Annotated in this window: 21 protein-coding genes and 1 tRNA gene; 10 read left to right on the top strand and 12 right to left on the bottom strand. The window is 62.9% G+C overall.

The genetic code is table 11. The features are described 5' to 3' along the window. Positions 1-53: 53 nt before the first annotated feature. From V6617_RS00830 to V6617_RS00845, 4 genes are all read right to left on the bottom strand, one after another. Complete coding sequence (locus V6617_RS00830; RefSeq protein WP_338608477.1) at positions 54-2,186, bottom strand: sodium-translocating pyrophosphatase; 2,133 nt, start codon at positions 2,184-2,186, stop codon at positions 54-56. A gap of 288 nt (positions 2,187-2,474) precedes the next feature. After that, complete coding sequence (locus V6617_RS00835; RefSeq protein WP_338608478.1) at positions 2,475-2,795, bottom strand: DUF167 family protein; 321 nt, start codon at positions 2,793-2,795, stop codon at positions 2,475-2,477. Then, the gene (locus tag V6617_RS00840) at positions 2,792-3,097 is read right to left on the bottom strand and encodes a YggT family protein (RefSeq protein ID WP_422394795.1); all 306 of its coding nucleotides are present in this window, start codon (positions 3,095-3,097) and stop codon (positions 2,792-2,794) included. The genes V6617_RS00835 and V6617_RS00840 overlap by 4 nt, the downstream gene beginning before the upstream one ends. Before the next feature lie 328 nt (positions 3,098-3,425). After that, positions 3,426-3,902, bottom strand: coding sequence for a TerB family tellurite resistance protein (locus V6617_RS00845; protein ID WP_338608479.1), 477 nt, complete (start codon positions 3,900-3,902; stop codon positions 3,426-3,428). A 258-nt stretch (positions 3,903-4,160) separates the two neighbouring features. On the opposite strand from V6617_RS00845, the gene V6617_RS00850 reads away from it, so the two are divergent. After that, the gene (locus V6617_RS00850) at positions 4,161-4,694 is read left to right on the top strand and encodes a hypothetical protein (RefSeq protein ID WP_338608480.1); all 534 of its coding nucleotides are present in this window, start codon (positions 4,161-4,163) and stop codon (positions 4,692-4,694) included. Then, positions 4,691-5,263 (top strand): hypothetical protein, encoded by a 573-nt coding sequence (locus tag V6617_RS00855; RefSeq protein ID WP_338608481.1) that lies wholly within the window; start codon positions 4,691-4,693, stop codon positions 5,261-5,263. The genes V6617_RS00850 and V6617_RS00855 overlap by 4 nt, the downstream gene beginning before the upstream one ends. Here V6617_RS00855 and V6617_RS00860 read toward each other — a convergent pair. Next, a complete protein-coding gene (locus V6617_RS00860; RefSeq protein ID WP_338608482.1) occupies positions 5,260-5,547 on the bottom strand; it encodes a 4a-hydroxytetrahydrobiopterin dehydratase in 288 nt (95 codons plus the stop codon). The two genes, V6617_RS00855 and V6617_RS00860, sit on opposite strands and share 4 nt — an antisense overlap. A 231-nt stretch (positions 5,548-5,778) precedes the next feature. On the opposite strand from V6617_RS00860, the gene V6617_RS00865 reads away from it, so the two are divergent. Then, entirely contained in the window at positions 5,779-8,097 is a 2,319-nt protein-coding gene (locus V6617_RS00865; RefSeq protein WP_338608483.1) for a putative bifunctional diguanylate cyclase/phosphodiesterase, read from the top strand. An 86-nt stretch (positions 8,098-8,183) separates the two neighbouring features. Beyond that, positions 8,184-8,948 (top strand): N-acyl amino acid synthase FeeM domain-containing protein, encoded by a 765-nt coding sequence (locus V6617_RS00870; RefSeq protein WP_338608484.1) that lies wholly within the window; start codon positions 8,184-8,186, stop codon positions 8,946-8,948. Between the two features lie 12 nt (positions 8,949-8,960). Here the strand turns inward: V6617_RS00870 and V6617_RS00875 are convergent, their stop codons facing one another. The 6 genes from V6617_RS00875 to hemC all read right to left on the bottom strand — a co-directional run bounded on the left by V6617_RS00875 (position 8,961) and on the right by hemC (position 13,930). Further along, positions 8,961-9,245: a YrhK family protein gene (locus V6617_RS00875; protein ID WP_338608485.1), complete on the bottom strand. Its 285-nt coding sequence runs from the start codon at positions 9,243-9,245 to the stop codon at positions 8,961-8,963. 77 nt (positions 9,246-9,322) lie between these two features. After that, positions 9,323-9,398 (bottom strand) — tRNA-Thr (locus V6617_RS00880). Positions 9,399-9,476: 78 nt separating this feature from the next. Then, entirely contained in the window at positions 9,477-10,856 is a 1,380-nt protein-coding gene (locus V6617_RS00885) for a heme biosynthesis protein HemY (RefSeq protein ID WP_338608486.1), read from the bottom strand. Continuing rightward, entirely contained in the window at positions 10,853-12,202 is a 1,350-nt protein-coding gene (locus V6617_RS00890; RefSeq protein ID WP_338608487.1) for a hypothetical protein, read from the bottom strand. The genes V6617_RS00885 and V6617_RS00890 overlap by 4 nt, the downstream gene beginning before the upstream one ends. A 44-nt stretch (positions 12,203-12,246) precedes the next feature. After that, positions 12,247-12,990, bottom strand: a complete 744-nt coding sequence (locus tag V6617_RS00895; RefSeq protein WP_338608488.1) for a uroporphyrinogen-III synthase — start codon at positions 12,988-12,990, stop codon at positions 12,247-12,249. Next, positions 12,983-13,930 carry a hydroxymethylbilane synthase gene (gene hemC / locus V6617_RS00900; protein WP_338608489.1) on the bottom strand — a complete coding sequence of 316 codons (948 nt, stop codon included), beginning with the start codon at positions 13,928-13,930 and terminating at the stop codon, positions 12,983-12,985. The genes V6617_RS00895 and hemC overlap by 8 nt, the downstream gene beginning before the upstream one ends. A 133-nt stretch (positions 13,931-14,063) precedes the next feature. Between hemC and tsaD the strand changes: the two genes are divergently transcribed. The 5 genes from tsaD (at position 14,064) to V6617_RS00925 (ending at position 17,334) form a co-directional block, all read left to right on the top strand. Beyond that, complete coding sequence (gene tsaD / locus V6617_RS00905; protein ID WP_338608490.1) at positions 14,064-15,125, top strand: tRNA (adenosine(37)-N6)-threonylcarbamoyltransferase complex transferase subunit TsaD; 1,062 nt, start codon at positions 14,064-14,066, stop codon at positions 15,123-15,125. Next, positions 15,122-16,114: an NAD(P)H-dependent glycerol-3-phosphate dehydrogenase gene (locus tag V6617_RS00910; protein WP_338608491.1), complete on the top strand. Its 993-nt coding sequence runs from the start codon at positions 15,122-15,124 to the stop codon at positions 16,112-16,114. Before tsaD ends, V6617_RS00910 begins: the two co-directional genes overlap by 4 nt. 7 nt (positions 16,115-16,121) lie before the next feature. Then, on the top strand, positions 16,122-16,412 hold the full coding sequence (locus tag V6617_RS00915) for a YciI family protein (RefSeq protein WP_338610784.1): 291 nt from the start codon (positions 16,122-16,124) through the stop codon (positions 16,410-16,412). 2 nt (positions 16,413-16,414) lie between these two features. After that, positions 16,415-16,831 carry an EVE domain-containing protein gene (locus V6617_RS00920; RefSeq protein ID WP_338608492.1) on the top strand — a complete coding sequence of 139 codons (417 nt, stop codon included), beginning with the start codon at positions 16,415-16,417 and terminating at the stop codon, positions 16,829-16,831. Between the two features lie 89 nt (positions 16,832-16,920). Next, positions 16,921-17,334, top strand: coding sequence for a DUF1761 domain-containing protein (locus V6617_RS00925; protein WP_338608493.1), 414 nt, complete (start codon positions 16,921-16,923; stop codon positions 17,332-17,334). Between the two features lie 27 nt (positions 17,335-17,361). Here V6617_RS00925 and V6617_RS00930 read toward each other — a convergent pair whose 3' ends face one another. After that, positions 17,362-17,553, bottom strand: coding sequence for a DUF1674 domain-containing protein (locus tag V6617_RS00930; RefSeq protein ID WP_338608494.1), 192 nt, complete (start codon positions 17,551-17,553; stop codon positions 17,362-17,364). A 115-nt stretch (positions 17,554-17,668) separates the two neighbouring features. Here V6617_RS00930 and htpX point away from each other — a divergent pair, with 115 nt between their 5' ends. Beyond that, a complete protein-coding gene (gene htpX / locus V6617_RS00935; protein ID WP_338610786.1) occupies positions 17,669-18,649 on the top strand; it encodes a zinc metalloprotease HtpX in 981 nt (326 codons plus the stop codon). The last annotated feature ends 6 nt before the right edge of the window (positions 18,650-18,655 follow it).

An 18,655-nucleotide genomic window follows, 5' to 3' on the forward strand; every position in this document is an offset into this window, starting at 1 on the left:
CGCAAAGAGCCGGGCAGGGTTGCCCGGCTCTCGTGGCTTGGTGCACGCTGTTTCTAATGAAGCACGGCCAAGAGCAGCAAGGCGATGATATTGGTGATCTTTATCATCGGATTGACAGCGGGTCCGGCAGTGTCCTTGTAGGGATCCCCCACCGTATCGCCGGTCACCGACGCTTTGTGGGCTTCGGACCCCTTGTAGTGGGTCTGGCCGGTCGAATCGGTGAACCCGTCCTCAAAGCTCTTTTTGGCGTTGTCCCAGGCTCCCCCGCCGGCCGTCATGGAAATGGCGACGAACAGGCCGGTGACGATCACACCCAAAAGCATGGCTCCCAACGCGGCAAAGGCGGCGGCCTTTCCGGCGATCACGAGGATCACCCCAAACACGACGAGCGGTGAGAGAACCGGCAGCAGCGAGGGCACGATCATTTCCTTGATCGCGGCCTTGGTCAGCATATCGACGGCCCGGCCATAGTCGGGCTTTTCGGTGCCCGCCATGATACCGGGCTTTTCCTTGAACTGACGCCGGACTTCGACCACGACCGATTGCGCGGCCCGACCGACGGCGGTCATCGACATGCCGCTGAACAGGAACGGCAGCAAGCCGCCGAACAGCAGCCCGACAACCACATAGGGATCGGCCAGCGAGAAGCTGATCTCTCCGACGCCGAAATAGAAGTCGCCTTCCACCGCCTCACCAATGAAATAGGCCAGATCCTGGGTATAGGCAGAAAAAAGGACCAGTGCCCCCAGCCCTGCCGACCCGATGGCATAACCCTTGGTCACGGCCTTTGTGGTGTTGCCCACAGCGTCGAGCGCGTCGGTGTTCTTGCGCACTTCGTCGGGAAGGCCAGCCATTTCGGCAATGCCGCCGGCATTATCGGTCACCGGCCCGAAGGCATCGAGCGCAACGATCATGCCGGCCAGGGCCAGCATGGTGACCACAGCAACCCCGATGCCGAACAGGCCGGCCAGTGAATAGGTGACGATGATGCCTGCGATAATGACAAGAGCGGGCAGCGCCGTGGATTCAAGCGAAACGGCAAGCCCCTGGATCACATTGGTGCCATGCCCGGTAATCGAGGCTTCGGCGATCGAATTGACCGGGCGCCGGTTGGTGCCCGTATAATATTCGGTGATCCAGATGATCAGCCCGGTGATGACCAGTCCGGCCACCCCACAGCCATAGAGGGCCCAGGGGGTGAAGGTGATGTCCCCGACCGTGATGGCTCGGCTCATGTCGCCAAAGATCAGCCACATGACCGGAACGAGGGCGACAAGCGAGAGGACGCCGGTGGCGATGACGCCCTTGTAGAGCGCGCCCATGATGTTGCCCGAGGCGCCGAGCTTGACGAAATAGGTGCCGGCGATCGAGGTCAGAACGCACACGCCGCCAATGGCGAGGGGCAACACCATGCCGATCAGTCTCAGATCGACCGGCAGGATAATCGCGGCCAAAACCATTGTGGCAACGATGGTCACGACATAGGTCTCGAACAAATCCGCCGCCATGCCGGCGCAGTCGCCGACATTGTCGCCGACATTGTCGGCGATAGTTGCGGGGTTGCGCGGATCGTCCTCGGGGATGCCCGCTTCGACCTTGCCCACCATGTCGCCGCCCACGTCGGCGCCCTTGGTAAAGATGCCGCCGCCCAGCCGGGCGAAAATGGAGATCAGCGAGGCCCCGAAGCCCAGGGCGACAAGAGCGTCGATGACGGTCCGGTCGGTCGCATCAAACCCCATGGCCAAAAGAACGAGGAAATAGACGGTGACGCCCAACAGGCCCAGACCGGCAACCAGCAGCCCGGTCACGGCACCCGATTTGAACGCCAGATCGAGCCCGCCGGCCAGCGAGGTGGTCGCCGCCTGGGCGACACGCACATTGGCACGCACCGAGACGTGCATGCCAATGAACCCGGCAGCGCCCGAGAGCACGGCCCCGATCAGAAAGCCGATCGCCGCATAGATGCCGAGCAGCAGCCAGGCAACGACAAGGATGACGACGCCGACAATGGCAATGGTTGTGTATTGGCGCTTGAGATAGGCGGTGGCGCCTTCGCGGACCGCAGCGGAAATCTCCTGCATGCGGGCACTGCCGGCATCGGCGGCCAGAAGCGAACGCGTTGTCACGATGCCATAGACGACCGACAGGACGCCACAGGCAATAATCAGCCATAAGGCCAAAGTCATAGTGGTATTCCCCTCACTTTGCGCCCGGAGCGGCGTGTCGAGAGGCTCGGCACAAGGCCAGGGCACCCGACGCGGTCCGGTCTACTTCCCTTCTTGCACCGCCGCCAAAATTTCCTCTCCCTTGGCGACAGCAAAGACCCGCATTTTACTGCGGCCAAAACGAAGGATGGCCCAAGATCAACGCAGAGGCAATCCTCTATTCTTGCGCTTTATTTGGGTCAGTATTGCTGGCTTATTTGTGTCTATCGGCTTGAAAGGCAATGAAGTTCGCCGGGCATCAGTGTTGACCTATCGGTCTGCCAGATCCTCGAGCGCAGCATAAAGGGCTTCCGTGTCTCCACGGGCCAGAATCACCTTGGTTTTGCTGGTCTGGCCGCTGGAAATCGCGAGGGCGGATTTGGGCAGGGAGAGAGCCCTGGCCAAAAGGGCGATGACGGCCAGGTTGGCCGCGCCCTTGTCGGGCGGAGCGCAAACGCGGACCCTGAGGGCGCAGCTTCCGTCGGCGCGGGTCTGCGCGCCTTCAAGACGGTCGGCGCTGGCATTGGGTGTGACGCGCAGGGTGATCCGCGCGCCATCGGAACCGAGGGTGTAAAAGGAGGGGTGGCTCACAGCCCCTGCATGGCGACCTGACGCATGAGCGGATATAGGATCACCAGACGGATGAAATAGATCGCCAAGAACAGAACGATCGGAGAAATGTCCAGGCCGCCGAAACTGGGCACAAATCGCCGGATGGGTGCCAGCAGCGGATTGGTCAGCTGCCAGAGCAAATTGGCGACAGTCGCGACGAACTGATTGGACATATTGAGGATGTTGAAGGCCAAAAGCCAGCTCATGATCACCTGGGCGATCATGATGAAGATGACGAGGCCCAAGACCACGTCGACAAATTGTAAAAGTCCAAACAGCATTGGCGGTCCCTTTGTGCAATCGGTTCTATATAGAACGCGAAACGCCTTATGGAAATGGGTGTGGCGATCTGATGGCCGCGCCCGATTCCCCGGAAAAGAAAAAAGGCCCGCCTCAATTACGCGAGGGTCGGGCCTTTGCAAGAGTTTGCCCGGTACGCAACACACAAAGATCCGGACAGGGACATACAATGCACAGAGCGTGCCAACAATCGGTTAACCGATATGGGGTGCAGTGGTCCGAATTTGTCTCAATATGTTGAGATCGATGCCCTGTTGGGGCGTCCAGCCTTGCATTTTGCAACGATTGCGCCTCGCAGAATGCGAAATCTTACGCTGTTTCGTCCGTTTCGGGATTGGCGTCGGGCGGGGTGGTGGGACGCTTTGCCTGATTGCGCAGGACTGTGCGCTGGCGCGATGAGACCCCGATCAACTCGGCGACCCGCCAGACCATGTTGTCCTCGAGCTCGTGATTGGTGTCGTCGGCAAACACCACCTGCCACATCATGCGAATGATCTCGATCTTTTCGGGCTCTTCGAGCTGGGAAAGTTTGGACGTGAACTGATAGAAATCCACGGCATCTCGGTCGCGGCGTCGGGCTTCGGCAATGAGGCGTTTCACTTCGGATTCGTCGAGCCCGTAGTAATCCTTGAGTGCATTGGTGATGGCCTTTGTTTCGATGGGGCTGGCGGTTCCGTCCACCGAGGCGAGATGGACGAGCAACGCGGCCACCGCCAGGCGCGGATCGGTTGGCTGGGACGTGCCCTTTTCGGGTTGCCGAAACAGCTTTGCCAGAGAATCGAACATGGAACCGCACCTCGTTGCCGGCCTGAGCCGTGCACCATCAAAAACCTTGGCACCGGGTCGATTCCATCGGCTCGGGCCGGCTCGTAAGGTAAGGACCGCCGGTGTCGTGCTCAAGCGTTCTGGCGATGTCGTGAGCAAGGATTTTTTCCAATGTCGTTTGCCTGCCACAGGCAATTTGGAGGTCGTTGTTTTCTGGCAAGGGCCACGATAGGGTCGCGCCATGAATCTTGAGTTTGCGTTGGGGAGAAGCCGGGCGCGATGATTGCGGCGTGGGCATTGATCGTGGGGGGCCTGGTCCGCGTCGTCGGTGAGGTGCTCGAAATTCTCGCCGGCGGCCATACTGCGGTGAGCAGCGGCATCGCGGGCGGGGCGCTGATTCTGGTCATGATCGGCTTTGGAGGGCTTTGGCCGGAGGCGCGCGGCAACCGGCTGGCCCGGCTGGCCATCATCATGATCGGGCTCGGGGCCCTCGGATTTGCCGGCATTGCCGCTTGGTCGATCAGCATGGGAACCCTGCCCATGGGCGTGGTGGCGCAAATGCCGGTCTTTATCGCCATTGCGCTGGTCACCCTGATCGGGGCGATGGCGCTCGCGGTCTGGCTGATCACGTCCTCGTCCTATCCGGTGTGGATCGGGATCGTTATGAGCATTTCGATCGCAATGTCGCTGGTGAGCAGTTTTGTCGCGTTCCCAGCACTCGTACAACCGCTTATCGATCTGGTTATGGCGTTGACCTTCATCCAGCTCGGGCTTTTGATGCGCGAGCGGCGCAAGACCGGAACCCGTTTATGATCCTTGCTGTCATCCTGCTTTTGGGCTGTGCCCTCTGGGCGCTGGGCGAAGCCATCATGCTTACCGGCGGCCAGATCACCGTTCTGGGCGGCACCATTGCCACGATCGGCATGACGCTGGCCGGTGCCAGCATCTGGACGCTCAAGGATTTGCCGGGCATGGCGCGGCCGGGCCGGGTGGGAATCGCCCTGTCGGCCTTCGGCGCCTTTTGTTTTGCCATGGTGATGATCATCGTTCTGACCTCGGGCGTGCTGGGCGCCATCGCCGAGGGCGCCGTTGAGCATTCAGATATCGTTTTTACCCCGTTCTACCTTCTGGCCCTGGTGTTCATCGTTGCGGGCATGAGCGCTTTTGCCCTTCATTTCAAAAACGCTCCGGGGGCGCCGGCCATTGCGGCGCTGGTGCCGGCGGGCCTGGCGGTCGGCCATTTTCTAAGGCTGATTGCCGCCGATGTGCCGGCCTATCACGAGACGCTCTCGGTCGGCCTTGCGCTTTATCTTGGCTGGCTGGGCGTGCGCCGGATTGCGCTGGCGCGCGCCTTGCCGCAGCCCGAAGAGCGGCAGGGCTAAAGCGCGTCGATCGCCGTTGCCAGATCGACGTCTTTTTGCGTCAGGCTGGCCTTGTCGTGGGTCTTGAGCGCGATGACCACGCGGTTGTAGCTGTTTGACCAGTCGGGGTGGTGTCCGGCTTTTTCCGCCACAAGTGCCACCCGTGTCATGAAGGCGAAGGCGTGGGAAAAATCCTTGAACTTGAAGCTTTTTTCCATGGCGCCACTGTCGTTGAGCTGCCAGCCGTCAAGACCGGCCAGTGCGGCCTGGGCGTTAAATCCGGTCTGCGATCCTTGATCGGTCATTTCGCTTTTTCCCCTCTCCGTGGCATTATCGGGTGCATTGAGCCGCCGCGACGTCCTTGATCTGGGTTAGGGACAGGCCATCGCGGTAGGGCAAATGCAGTGTAAAGACCTTCTTTACCACACAACAACTTCGTGCCTGCAACCAGGTGGTGGGCACAACATTGTCAACGTGATGCAAACCGCCGACGGGCAAGGTGGTTCCAGCCGAACGCTCGGAATCTGGTCAGGATAATGCCAAAGGGCCCCAGACATCTGCCAACGCTCGATTATGTCTCGATCGTGGCTTCGCTCTACAAGGACAGACGCGCCATGCTGGTGGGCATGGCGGCGACGATTTCGGGCGTGATGATGGCGGCGATCAAGACCGATGCGCCGTTGCTTTATGCGGTGGCTCTGGCCTTTGTGGTTTCCACCGCCAAGCGTTACTACAACATGCTCGCCTTCGAGGATCACCCCCCGGCTCCCGATGACCGCGCCAGCGCCCAGTCCTGGGAACGCCGCCAGATGATCCAGGGCACGATCTCGGCCTTCATCTATGGCAGCTGGTGTTTTGTTTCGCTGGTCATCGTGCGCGACCCGTTTGCCGTGCTTGTGGCGGTTTCGGTGACCATTGCGGCCATGATCGGCATCGTGACGCGCAATTTCGGGGCCGACAGGATCGTGACATCCCAGTCGCTGGCCATCTCGGTGCCCATGGCCCTGGGGCTCGTTCTGGTGGGTGACGGCTATCATATGGCGCTGGCAGCGCTCCTGGTTCCGCTGATGATCAGTTTCCGGTTCCTGGCGGCCGATGTGCGCGGCATGCTGCTGGCCCAGGTCCATGAGCGCACCGTGGCCTCGCGGCTGGCCGTCCAGCTCGATACCGCGCTCGAAACCATGCAGCACGGGTTGTGCATGCTCGACGAGAACGGGGTCATCGCGCTGGCCAATGACCGCGCACAGCAGACCTTTGCCGGTATTGCCGAGGGATCCTGGGTCGGGCGCTCGTTCTCGGACCTGCTCGAAGAGGCGATCGGCAAGCGGGCGCTGCCCGAAACGACGGCGGACCGGCTCAACCGCATGATCATCCAGCAGGAGGGCGGCAAGATCGTCATGAAGCTCTCGGGCGATTTCCACTGCGAGGTGACCATCTCCTCGCGCGGTGACCGCACGGTGCTGCTGTTCGAAAACGTCACCGCCCGTATTCGGGCTCAGGAGCGCATCAATTTCATGGCGCGCTATGACGGGCTGACCGGGTTGCCCAACCGCGCCTATTTCACCGAACAGGTCGAGGCTGAACTCGCCTCGCGCCAGCGGATCGGCCGCGACGAGCCGGTGCTTTTAGCCATTATCGACATCGACGATTTCAAGCATGTCAACGACACGCTTGGCCATCTGGCGGGCGACAGGGTTCTTTCGGAAACGGCTGTTCGCATTCAGACCGTCATGCACCGCAATTCACGGCTGGCGCGGCTGGGGGGCGACGAATTTGTCATCTATCGCGCCCAGCACACCGATTCCGAAACGATACAGGCCGAGGTTGAAGCGATCCTTTCGATCCTGCGGCGGCCCTTCGAGGTCGGCGGGGAACGCGCCGACGTCGATGCCTCCATCGGCTTTGTCTCGAGTGCTGACCCCCATATTGGTCTGGATGAGCTGATCACCCGGGCCGATCTTGCCCTTTACAGCGCCAAGGCGCGCGGCAAGGGTCAGTATCAGGCCTTTGTCGCGGAAATGGACAGCGATTTCCGCTATCGCCAGCGCCTCAAGAGCGACCTTGCCCTAGCCATTGCCCAGGACGAGCTCAAGCTCTTCTATCAGCCGCTTGTCGATCTTGGCACGCGCCGGGTGGCCGGATGCGAGGCACTGGCCCGCTGGACCCACCCCGAACTCGGCCCGATTCCCCCCGATGTCTTTATCGGGCTTGCCGAGGAAACCGGCCAGATTTCGGCGATCACCCGCTGGGTGCTCAGGACCGCAACGGCCGAATGCGTCAACTGGCCCAAATCGGTATCCGTCGCGGTCAACGTCTCGGCACGCGATCTGCGTGGCGAGGACCTGGCCATGCATGTGTCCGAAGCGCTCGAGGCCAGCGGGCTTGCCCCCGGCCGGCTCGAGATCGAGGTGACAGAAACCGCATTGATCGAAGACAGGGAAGGTGCCGCCGCAAAGCTCGAACTGCTGGCCGCCAACGGGATCGGTATTGCGCTGGACGATTTCGGCACCGGCTATTCCTCGCTTTCCTATCTGCACGGCATGGCGTTCTCCAAGCTCAAGATCGACCGCTCCTTCATCGCCGGCATCACCACCAGCGAACGCTCGCTCAAGCTGATGGCCAATGTGGCCCGGCTGGGCCGCGATCTCGATCTGGTTCTGGTTGCCGAAGGCGTGGAAACCGAAGACCAGCTCGAAGCCATCGCCAGCCACACAACGATCGATCAGGTGCAAGGCTTTCTGTTCGGCAGGCCCATGCCGGCCGATGAAACCCGTGAGCTGATCGCCAGCATGAACCAGGCGGATGCCCGTCCCCGCGGCGCCAAGGCGCGGCGGCCGGCGCTGGTGAGCAAATAGCTGTAAACATTGCCGTGGATTTGACGCTTAGGGCTTTTGCTTTTCGTTAAAACTTTACTAACATTGCCCTATTTCGGGGTGATGGTATGGGTAATGCCGATATCGAAACGCGGTCCAGGACCTCGCGCTTTGCCACGAGTCTGATGGATATGCTCGAGCGGGTGGAATACCGCCGCGTCAGGCTCGACGAGCAGTTCGATCCGGTCTACCGGCTGCGCTATGAGGCGTATCGGCGCGAAGACGGCATCGCGGCAAACGAGGACCGGATTGCCTCGGACCATCTCGATTTCACCCCCAACGCCATGTGTCACGGGGTCTATATCGACGGAGAGCTGGTCTCCTCGATCCGCCTGCATTTTGCAACCGCCGCGCACCGGGAATCGCCGTGCATGCGCATGTATCCCGAGCTGCTGGGCGGCATGCTCGATGCCGGACAGACCTATGTCGACCCCTCACGCTTTACCGCAGACCGCGAGGCAACGCTGGCCATTCCGGCCCTGCCGTTCATCACGCTGCGGATTGCCGCCATGGCGTGCGAATATTTCGATGCCGATTACTGTCTTTCCGGGGTTCGCGACGAGCATGCCGCGTTTTACAAGCGGGTGTTCGGGTCAAGTGAAATCGCCGGCTACAGCCAGTATCCGGGCATGAGTTTCCCGGTCAAACTCTATGCGGCCGCGGTCGGTGACATCCGCAACCGCGTTGCCGACCGGTTTCCCTTCTTTATGTCGACGTCCGCCGAGCGCAACAAGATGTTCGGATCCGACAGCGACGCCCATTATCTGGGCCTGATCCAGCCCACGGCCCGCCAGGCCGCCCTTGCCGAAGCGCGGTTCGCGCCGGCAGAGTGAGCCCAATCGGCTCTAGAAAGGGTCCTGGCGCCGGGCCAGTGTTTCGATCTTGCCCAGCCACAGATAATGGAGTTCGCGCGCCAGCCGAAGCGTGGGCTTGGCGGCGAAAAGGAGTGAACCGATCAGAAAGAACCAGGTTGCCGTTGTCTGGCTGGCCGCCGAGAAAAACAGCATGCTGCCGATGACGAAACAGATGGCCGCGCCAAAATCGACGGCGGTGTACCAGATTTCATAGAGCGCGTAGAGATGACGGTGCGCGCCGGAGCGCTCGCGGGCGTTGGGATCGAACAGACTCACGATTGATCTCCCATGCGGTTGTTGTCCGAATCGGCAAATGCCAAGGCGTGGAATATGTTTCGAGAGCACGGAAAAAATGGTGCCGCTTGCGTGACTCGAACACGCGACCTCCGCATTACGAATGCGATGCTCTACCAACTGAGCTAAAGCGGCTTGGCCCGGTGGGGCGAATTGGCGTCTTTTACTTTCGGCGCGCGAAACGCGCAAGGCCTGATGGCGTGGCTTTTTCGCCTATGGTTGCGTTTTTGTTGGCGTTGCGGCGTCCTCAATCGCCGGCAGGACGGCGCCAGCTTCGCTCGCGGGGCTGCTGGAAAGCGTTTTTGCCGGCGCCCGGGTCTGCACGGGCACCTTCCACTCGAACGCATCGAGCCGGCCGGTGACCGGTGAGGCCGGTGCCCACTCGTCCGAAGTTATCCCGTCCGCTGTCCATGTGGGGTCGGCGGGGGCGCTGACGGCGCGCGACAGCCACTCGCGGGCCTTGCCCTGATCGCCTGACTGACCCTCTTCGATTTCGGCCATCAACAGGCACATCTGGCGGGTCGGTTTGACCAGAAACGGGGCCAGCGCGTTGCGGGCAACGCTCCACTCATAGGCATCGATCGCCGCCCGGGCCAGGACGATGGCCGCCATGGGGTGGCTTTGGGGGGATTCGACCAGCGTGCGGATGCGCTTGAGGCGTTCGAGTGCCGAGGTGCCGGGCTTGACGTGGGCGTAGAGCGTTGCGGCATCGGGATGAAAGCCGGCGCGCCACGTCCTGCGCAGCAGGGCCGATGCCCGGCGCGTATCGCCACGGTTGATGAGAATGCGCGCGGCCACCAGTGCGGCGGGCACGAAATCGGGTATGGATTTGAGCGCCCGGCTGGCGTGATCGTAGGCGGTATCGGGTTCGGTCTCTTCGATTGCCATGGCGAGCGCGGTTTCGAGCACGCCCTGACGGCGTTTTTTGGCGGCCTTCTGGCTCCTCGTGCGGGCGGGCAGCGATGCGCTCATTTCCAGCGCGTCGGCCCATGCGCCCTTGGTTGCCAGATCGTTGAACACGGCTTCGGACGCCCAGTCGAGGCTGGGCGCAATGGCCAGCGCCTTGCGCGCGAAGGTGATCGCCGCATTGCCTCGCTCCTGGGTCCTTGCCTGCTCGTAGAGCCCCGAAAGCGCGGCCAGCGCCGTGCGCTCGTTGGAAATCAGGGCTCTGTAATGCTCGCGCGCCGAAGACAGATCACCCAATGCCAGTTCGGCCCGGGCTTCGAGCAGTTGGGCGGCGGGGTTTTCGGGCAACTTGGCGCGCGCGTCGCGGGCCAGCATGCGGGCGCGGGAAAATTCTCCGGCCTGCAGGGCAATCATCCCGTCCGAAAGCGCTTCGACGCCGGCTCTTTCCTTGCGCCGCGCTGTGGAGCGCGCCAGCGCGGCTGGGGCGTCGATCAGGCGCCTGATTATGGCCCAGATAAGGATGGAGGCAATGATGACGCCAATGGCGATGAACAGCGCCAGCCCCAGGCCAGGGCTCATGCGCCAGGATCCGAAGGCGATCTCGACGGTGCCCGGTAGAGCGATCAGCCAGGCGGCGCCCAAAGCGACGAGCAGGCTGAGAACGAGATAGACGATAAGGCGGATCATTGGCCGGCCTCCGCTGGCGCGATGCCGGATCGGGCCGCCTCGATCAACGCGCTGACGGCGATGGCGCGATCGAGCGCGGGGGCGAATTGGGGTGCTGCCGATTGCATGGCGGCGGGCAGGGCCGAAAACGCAGCCCGTGCCGCCTCGAGATCGCCCGCCTCCAGCGCCGCTTCGGTCTGGCCGACCAACGCTTGCGGCGTATCGCCATCGGTGGGCCGCAGGGCAATGGCCGAGGCGGCCTGGTCGAGCAGTGTCTGGGCCCAGCCAGCCGCTTCGTCGCGCGGCCGCGCCGCCAGGATGTCAGGGATTGCGGTGCGCAATTGGGCCAAAAGTGCGCTCGCTGACGGAACACCGGAATTGGCGGCGGCCCGGACCTGGGATGAAATTTCAAGATCGGGCAACAGGGTTTCAACGCCCGCCAGTTGGCCAGCAAAGGGCTGGCCCGTGCCAATTGCGGTTTCCAGTGCCCCCAATGCGGCGGGAAGCTGGGTCGCCCTGTCGCGTTCGGCGGCGACGGCCTCGAAATCGGACTGGCTGGCAATGCGCGCGTCGAGATCGTCGAGCCGGCTCAGCGCTGCCTCGATCTCGGGGCCGATCTCGCTCACTTGCGGCTCAACGGCATCAAGCCGTTCGGCCAGATCGTCGATCCGGGCGGAAAGGCCCGACAAATTGTCGGCGACTTCACTCACCTGGTCACCCGAAGCGCCCGCGGCGATGGCCTCGATGCGGCTTGAAAGCTCACCGAGTTGCCCGCTCAGCGCGTCGAGTTCGGATTGCGCCGCCAGTCCCTCGGTCGAGGCGGGTTCGATGGCCGAGATCTCGGCTTCCAGCGCGTTAATGCGCTCGCCGATCTGTTCGTTTTCCGCTTCGCGCGATGCAATGGCGTTTTCCAGCCGCGTGGCGCGCGCGTCGAACTGAGACAGGTCCGGCTGCGGTCCCGATTGTTGTGGCCAGTACCCGAAACTGGCCAATCCATAGGCCAGAGCCAGCCCGACCAGAGCACCGGCTGCGGCCGTTGCCGCCAGCGGCACGAGGGGCAGCGCTCTGGGCCCGGATCCGGGCCTATCGGTTTCGGGTGTGCCGCCGGTGTCCGGTTCGGTTCTGCCAGCGGGCGCTTGTTTTTTGTCGTCGCGCTGGGTCGAGGTTCTGGTGCTTGCGCCTGCGGCTGGTCCCGCTTTTTCCCGCACCGGTTCGGCGGCGGGCTTTTCGTCCGTCCCGGCGGCTCCGGCGGCCTTGTCCTCCGGCTTTGGCATCGGGCTGTCGGGTACGGGTCTGTCCTTGTCGGAAGGCCGCGCCGTCGCGTCGATGATCGGGGGTTTGACCGGACCGGATTTCTTTTCGGCCATTTCAGCCTCTTTGCTTTGGGGGTCGGGCGGGTTCGTGTTGGCCATCATGGACTGATTTGATCGCGGGCAAAAGCCAAGGCGAGCGTCATCATCGCTTCATGCGAGGGGTAATCGGCGAGCCCGATGCGCAGGAAATGGCTCTCGATCAGGGGTTGGGCCACGTTTTCCGACAGGCACAGGCAATAAATACGCCCCCTGAGCTCGCCATAGTCGCGCGACGCCACAAGGCCGGCAAAAATCTGCGCCGTGCGCCGGGAATAAAACACCACACCATCGATTGCCCCGGTGCCCAGACGTTCGGCCAGACCCGGCGGCAGCATGGTGGCAGGCTGCATTTCATAGAGCACGCGCATGTCGACGGTCAGCCCCGCCTCGGCCAGCAGTCCGGCCAGATCGCCCGATTGATGATGCGCTGCGGGATAGAGGATTTTTCCCGAAGGGCGGTCGGCGATGATCGTCCGGGAGAGGTCATGCAGGGTGCCCTCGGCAGCCGAGACATGGTCGAACCCGGCGGCCCGCGCCTCGGCGGCCGTGTGTTCGCCCACGGCGTAGACCCGGAGCGCCGAGAATTCCTCGCCCTGCGGGTGCGCGGCCAGCGCCCGCACCCCATTGGCCGATGTGAGCGCGATTGCGGCAAATCCGGTCGCATCGGGAAGCGCGACGCCGGTGAAGCGCTCTTCGAGCATCGGCGCGATAATCGGGTCCAGCCCCAGCGCCGCCAGCCCGGCGGCGGTCCGCTCGGCATCGGCCCTTGGCCGGGTCACGAGAACGCTGCGCCGATCAGCCATACTGGCCCTGCTTGAGCCGTTCGATAAAATCCGGCCCGGCGGCGGTCAGCAGCTTTTCGCCCAGCCGGGTCCCCAGATCGCGCCCCTGATCGGCGTCACCGGCGATCTCGTTTTCGTAAACTTCCGCGCCGTCGGGCGAAAGGATCTGCCCGAACAGGGTCAGCCTGCCCTCATCTAGGGTCGTTAGTGCAGCAATCGGGGTGCGGCATGAACCGTCGAGCACCTTGAGGAAGGCCCGTTCCGCTTCCACCCGCTTGCGGGTATCGGCATCGTCAAGCACTTCGACCAGCTGGTTGGCCGCCCCGTCCTCGGCGCGGGTTTCGATAACGATCGCCCCTTGGGCCGGAGCGGGGGGGAAATGGGCGACATCGAGCGTATGGGTCACCCGGTGCGCCTCGCCCAGCCGGTTGAGCCCGGCCAGGGCAAGAAGCGTTGCATCGGCCACGCCGTCAGCGAGCTTTTTGAGCCGCGTCTGCACATTGCCGCGAAATTCGACCGTCCGGAAATCGGGCCGGAACCGCTTCATCTGCGCGCGACGACGCAGGGAGGACGAGCCGATCACCGCGCCCTCGGGCAGATGGTCAGGGCTCTTGGCGATGAGGGACAGGAAAGCATCGCGCACATCCTCGCGCGGCAGAAAAGCGGGCAGGGCGAACAGGGGGTCGATTTCGGTCGCCACGTCCTTGGCCGAATGGACGGCGATATCGATCTCGCTATCGGCCAGCGCCTTTTCGATCTCCTTGGTGAACAGCCCCTTGCCGCCCACTTCAGAGAGCGGGCGGTCCAAAATGATGTCGCCGCTGGTCTTGATGACCTTTATCGCGATGGCGTCAGGCTCCAGCCCGTTGATGGCGACCAGACGGTCGCGGACCTCCTCGGCCTGCCGGACCGCAAGGGGCGAACCGCGTGTGCCGATGGTGAAAACGGGGGTGGACGTCAAAGATTGCAATATGGCCTCGCAGGTGTCACAGATGTGCGCGCTTAAAAGAACAAGAAGCTAACGCGCCGAACGCGGGTTGCGATCCGCTTGTGCCATCAGACCACACGTTTTTGCCAGAGACCAGATCGCCGCAATGGATAACGATGTTTTCGTTTTGGGGATCGAGACCAGCTGCGACGAAACCGCGGCAGCCATCGTCCGGCGCCACCCGGACGGGCGCGGCGAGATCGTTTCCAATATCGTGCGTAGCCAGATCGACGAGCACAAGGCCTTTGGCGGGGTGGTGCCCGAGTTGGCGGCCCGCGCCCATGTCGTCCATCTCGATGCCATCATTTCGCGCGCGCTCGAAGAGGCCCGAATGGATCTCTCACAGGTCGATGCCATCGCCGCCACGGCCGGTCCGGGGCTGATCGGCGGCGTGCTCGTGGGGCTGACCACCGGCAAGGCACTGGCCGCCGCGAGCGGCAAGCCCCTGGTTGCCGTCAACCATCTCGAGGGCCACGCGCTGACCGCCCGGCTGACCGACGAAGTCAAATTCCCCTATCTGATGCTGCTCGTGTCAGGCGGGCATTCCCAGATCGTTCTGGTCAGGGGTGTCGGCGATTATGAGCGCTGGGGTTCGACCATCGACGACGCGCTGGGAGAGGCCTTCGACAAGGCGGCAAAGCTCCTGGGTCTGGGCTATCCCGGTGGCCCGGAGGTCGAAAAGGCGGCCGCAAACGGCGATCCAGCCCGATTCGATCTGCCGCGCCCCTTGCTGAGGGAAAAACGCCTCGATTTTTCCTTTTCGGGGCTCAAGACCGCCCTGCGGCTGGCCGCCGAATCGGTGGCGCCGGTCACCGACACCGATATTGCCGATCTGTGCGCCAGCTTTCAGGCCGCCGTCACCGATATCGTTGCCGTCCGCTCAAGACAGGCGCTTGAGCGCCTCACAACCGAAAATCCCGACATCGCTCCCATCTATGTGGTGGCCGGTGGCGTTGCCGCCAACAAGGCAATCGGCACCGCTCTGCGCGAGGTCGCGGCCCAGACCGGCGCGCATCTGGTCATCCCGCCGCCTGCTTTGTGCACCGACAATGGCGCGATGATCGCCTGGGCGGGGGCCGAACGGTTGGCCCTGGGGCTTGTCGACGGGTTCGAGGTGGCGGCCCGCCCGCGCTGGCCGCTCGATGAACTGGGGCGGGGTGCGGCGTGAGCGCTAAGATCTTCGTCATCGGCGCGGGGGCCTGGGGCACCGCTCTGGCACAGGCCGCCCGGCTGGCCGGCAATGATGTCGTGCTGGTCGGCCGCGACCCGGCCGCCATCGATGAAATCAATTCCGCCCATACGCTGAAATCCTATCTCGGCGCCATCGGCCTTGATCCTTATCTCAAGGCCCAGACCGGAATTTCGGGGATCGAAGAGGCCGACGCCATTCTCATGGTGGTGCCTGCCCAGGCGACCCGCGCCACACTTGCTGCGATCGGCCCCGAAGCGCTGGCCGGCAAGCCGGTGATCCTGTGCGCCAAGGGTCTGGAGATGGCGACCAACGACCGCCAGAGCCAGATCCTTACCGAACTCGCCCCGGCTGCGGAGCCCTTCGTTCTTTCCGGCCCGAGCTTTGCCCATGACGTGGCGGCGGGAAAGCCCACGGCGGTTACTTTGGCCGGGCCGACCATCGAGCGCGCCGAGGCGATCGGGGCGCTTTTGGCCTCGGACAGTTTCCGCCCCTATGCCAGCGGCGATATTGTCGGGGTGGAAATGTGCGGCGCGCTTAAGAATGTCTATGCGCTCGGCGCCGGCGCCATCGAGGGCGCCGGGTTGGGTCTTTCCGCCCGCTCGGCCTTTCTGGCCCGGGCCTATGCGGAACTGGGCCGCATAATCGCGGCGATGGGCGGCAGCGAAGCGACGCTTTCGGGTCTCGCCGGTATCGGCGATCTGGCTCTGAGCTGCACGTCGAGCCAATCGCGCAACTACCGTTTTGGCGTGGCGCTGGGGCAGGGCCGCTCTGTCGATGATATTGCGGCTGCGGGCATGGGGTTGGCCGAGGGCCTGTTTACCACCCCTGTCGCCAGGGCCGTGGCCGAACGGGACGCCATAGATGCGCCGCTGGTGGGCGCCGTGGACCTTTTGATTTCAGGCCGGGCCCGGATCGAGGCCATCGTGCCCATGCTGATGAGACGACCACTCAAACGGGAAGAATGACATGACGATGATGTTTGCGGTCACCGCACTCGACAAGAACGACCATCTGGAAACGCGCCTTGCGACGCGCCCGGCCCATCTCCAGTTCTGGGACGATAACGCCGCCTCTATGGTGCTGGCCGGCCCGTTTCTCGACGCCGAGGGCAAGGCGACCGGCTCGCTGATGATCGTTAAGGCTGAAAATCAGGCCGCTGCCGAGGCGCTCGTTGCCAGCGATCCTTATGCCGAGGCCGGCCTGTTCGAGCGCGTCGTCGTCCGCCCCTGGAACTGGGTCATCAACCGGCCGGAGACCATTTGAAGATGGCATACTGGCTTTTCAAATCCGAACCGGAAACCTGGGGCTGGGACGATCAGGTCAAAAAGAGCGGCCCGGAAGAATGGGGCGGGGTGCGCAACTATCAGGCGCGCAACAATATGCGCGAGATGAAGAAGGGCGATCTGGGCTTTTTCTATCATTCGGTCAAGGAAAAGGCCGTGGTGGGGATCGTGCGCGTCGCCAATGAAATCCATCACGATTCCACCACCGACGACCCGCGCTGGGAATGCGTGGATATCGAGGCGGTCAAACCCTTCAAGCGTGCGGTGACGCTCGACGAGATCAAGGCCGCGCCCGAGCTTGAAAGCATGGTGCTGGTCAACAATTCGCGCCTCTCGGTCCAGCCGGTTTCCGAGGCGGAATGGGCATTCATCTGCAAGCTGGGAGGCGTTGAGGCCTGATTTACCGCTGCGGCGTTTTGGCGCACACTTCCCTCGGTCCGATTCGAAGAGAGCGGGTCCGGACCGGTTTTTGAGAGGGGAGAAAAGGGATGGATTATCTCAATGTGAACTGGCTGGCCGTGCTTTTGGCCATGATTGCCTCAATGGCTCTGGGCGCCGCCTGGTACATGGTCTTGTCCAGGCAATGGATTGCCGCCACCGGCAAGACCACCGAACAGATCATGTCCGGCTCGGGCGGGCAGGCCACGCCCTTTATCTGGGGCGCCGTAATGCAGCTGGTGATGGCCTATTTTCTGGCCCTTTTTACCCCGGCCATCATGGGTGAGGTGACAGTGGCGTCCGCGGTTGTTGTGGGCATCCATGTGTGGGCCGGGTTCATGCTCACCTCGATGATCCTCAACCACCGCTATCAGGGGTCCAGCTGGTCGCTGGCCGTCATCGATGGCGGCTATCTTTTGGGCGTGATGGCTGTCCAGGGCGTGGTGATCGGGCTTATGGGTTAAGGCCGGTGACGGCGGGGTGTCCCGCCGTCAGAAGTCCGAGGAAATGCCCTTGATTTCCCAGTCGCCGTAGCGGGCCGGATCGAGCCCGCCGCGGCCATCGACTTCGCGCGGCGCGTTCGAGGTCCTGGCGTCGATCTCGGCGCGGCGCTTTTTCGCTTCCTCGAGGGCGCGTCTGGCGATTGCGGGATCGGGGCGTTTGGCTTTTGGCGCTTCGCGCATTTTTTCGAAACCACCTTGATGACGAAGAGTTTAGACATCGGGCCACTTGTGCAGGGGCCCGCCCGTTCCCATCATATAATCATCACAACCGGCTGAGGAAAGCCTGACCACAATGATGAATGCTCTGCGCACGACGATTTTGCTTGCCGGCATGACCGCGCTGTTCATGGGTGTTGGTTATATGATCGGCGGGACCGGCGGCATGGCCCTTGCGTTCCTGTTTGCGCTGGGCACCAACGCCTTTGCATACTGGAATTCGGACAAGATGGTGCTCTCGATGCAGGGCGCCAAAGAGATCGATCCGCGCTCGGCGCCCGATCTTTATCAGATGACCCGGCGGTTGGCCGACAATGCCGGTCTGCCCATGCCAAAGCTTTATCTCATTGCAACCGATCAGCCCAACGCGTTCGCCACGGGCCGCAGCCCGGACAGGGCGGTGGTCGCGGTGTCCTCGGGCCTTGTCAAATATCTCGACAGCCGCGAGGTCGCGGCGGTGATCGCGCACGAATTGGCCCATATCAAGAACCGCGACACGCTGACCATGACCGTCACGGCCACGCTGGCGGGTGCCATTTCCATGCTCGCCCAGTTCGGCCTGTTCTTCGGGGGCGCGCGCGACAACAACAACCCGCTTGGGTTTGTCGGTGTCATCGCCATGGTCATACTGGCCCCCATCGCCGCCATGCTCGTGCAGATGGCGGTTTCGCGCACACGTGAATACGAGGCCGACAAGGACGGTGCTGAAATCTGCGGCGATCCCATGGCGCTGGCCAGCGCGCTTGAAAAGATTTCCTCGCTGTCAAAACGCACGGTCAACGAGGCGGCCCAACGGGCGCCGGCCATGGCGCATATGTATATCTCCAACCCGCTCTCGGGTGCCCGCATGGACAATCTGTTTTCCACGCACCCCAATGTGGAAAACCGCATCAAGGCACTGACCGAGATCGCGTCGAGCGTGCGGGGCGGTGGTGGTGGTCAAACGCCGCGCCAGAGGGTAAACCCCATCGAGGCCAAAGTCCGGCCCGGTCAGAACTGGCGCACGCCCGGCACCCGGCCGCGCTCGGATGATGACAAACCGTCGGGTCCCTGGGGATAAGGTGTA

This window comes from Pelagibacterium nitratireducens (assembly GCF_037044555.1).
Classification (GTDB): Bacteria; Pseudomonadota; Alphaproteobacteria; order Rhizobiales; family Devosiaceae; genus Pelagibacterium; species Pelagibacterium nitratireducens.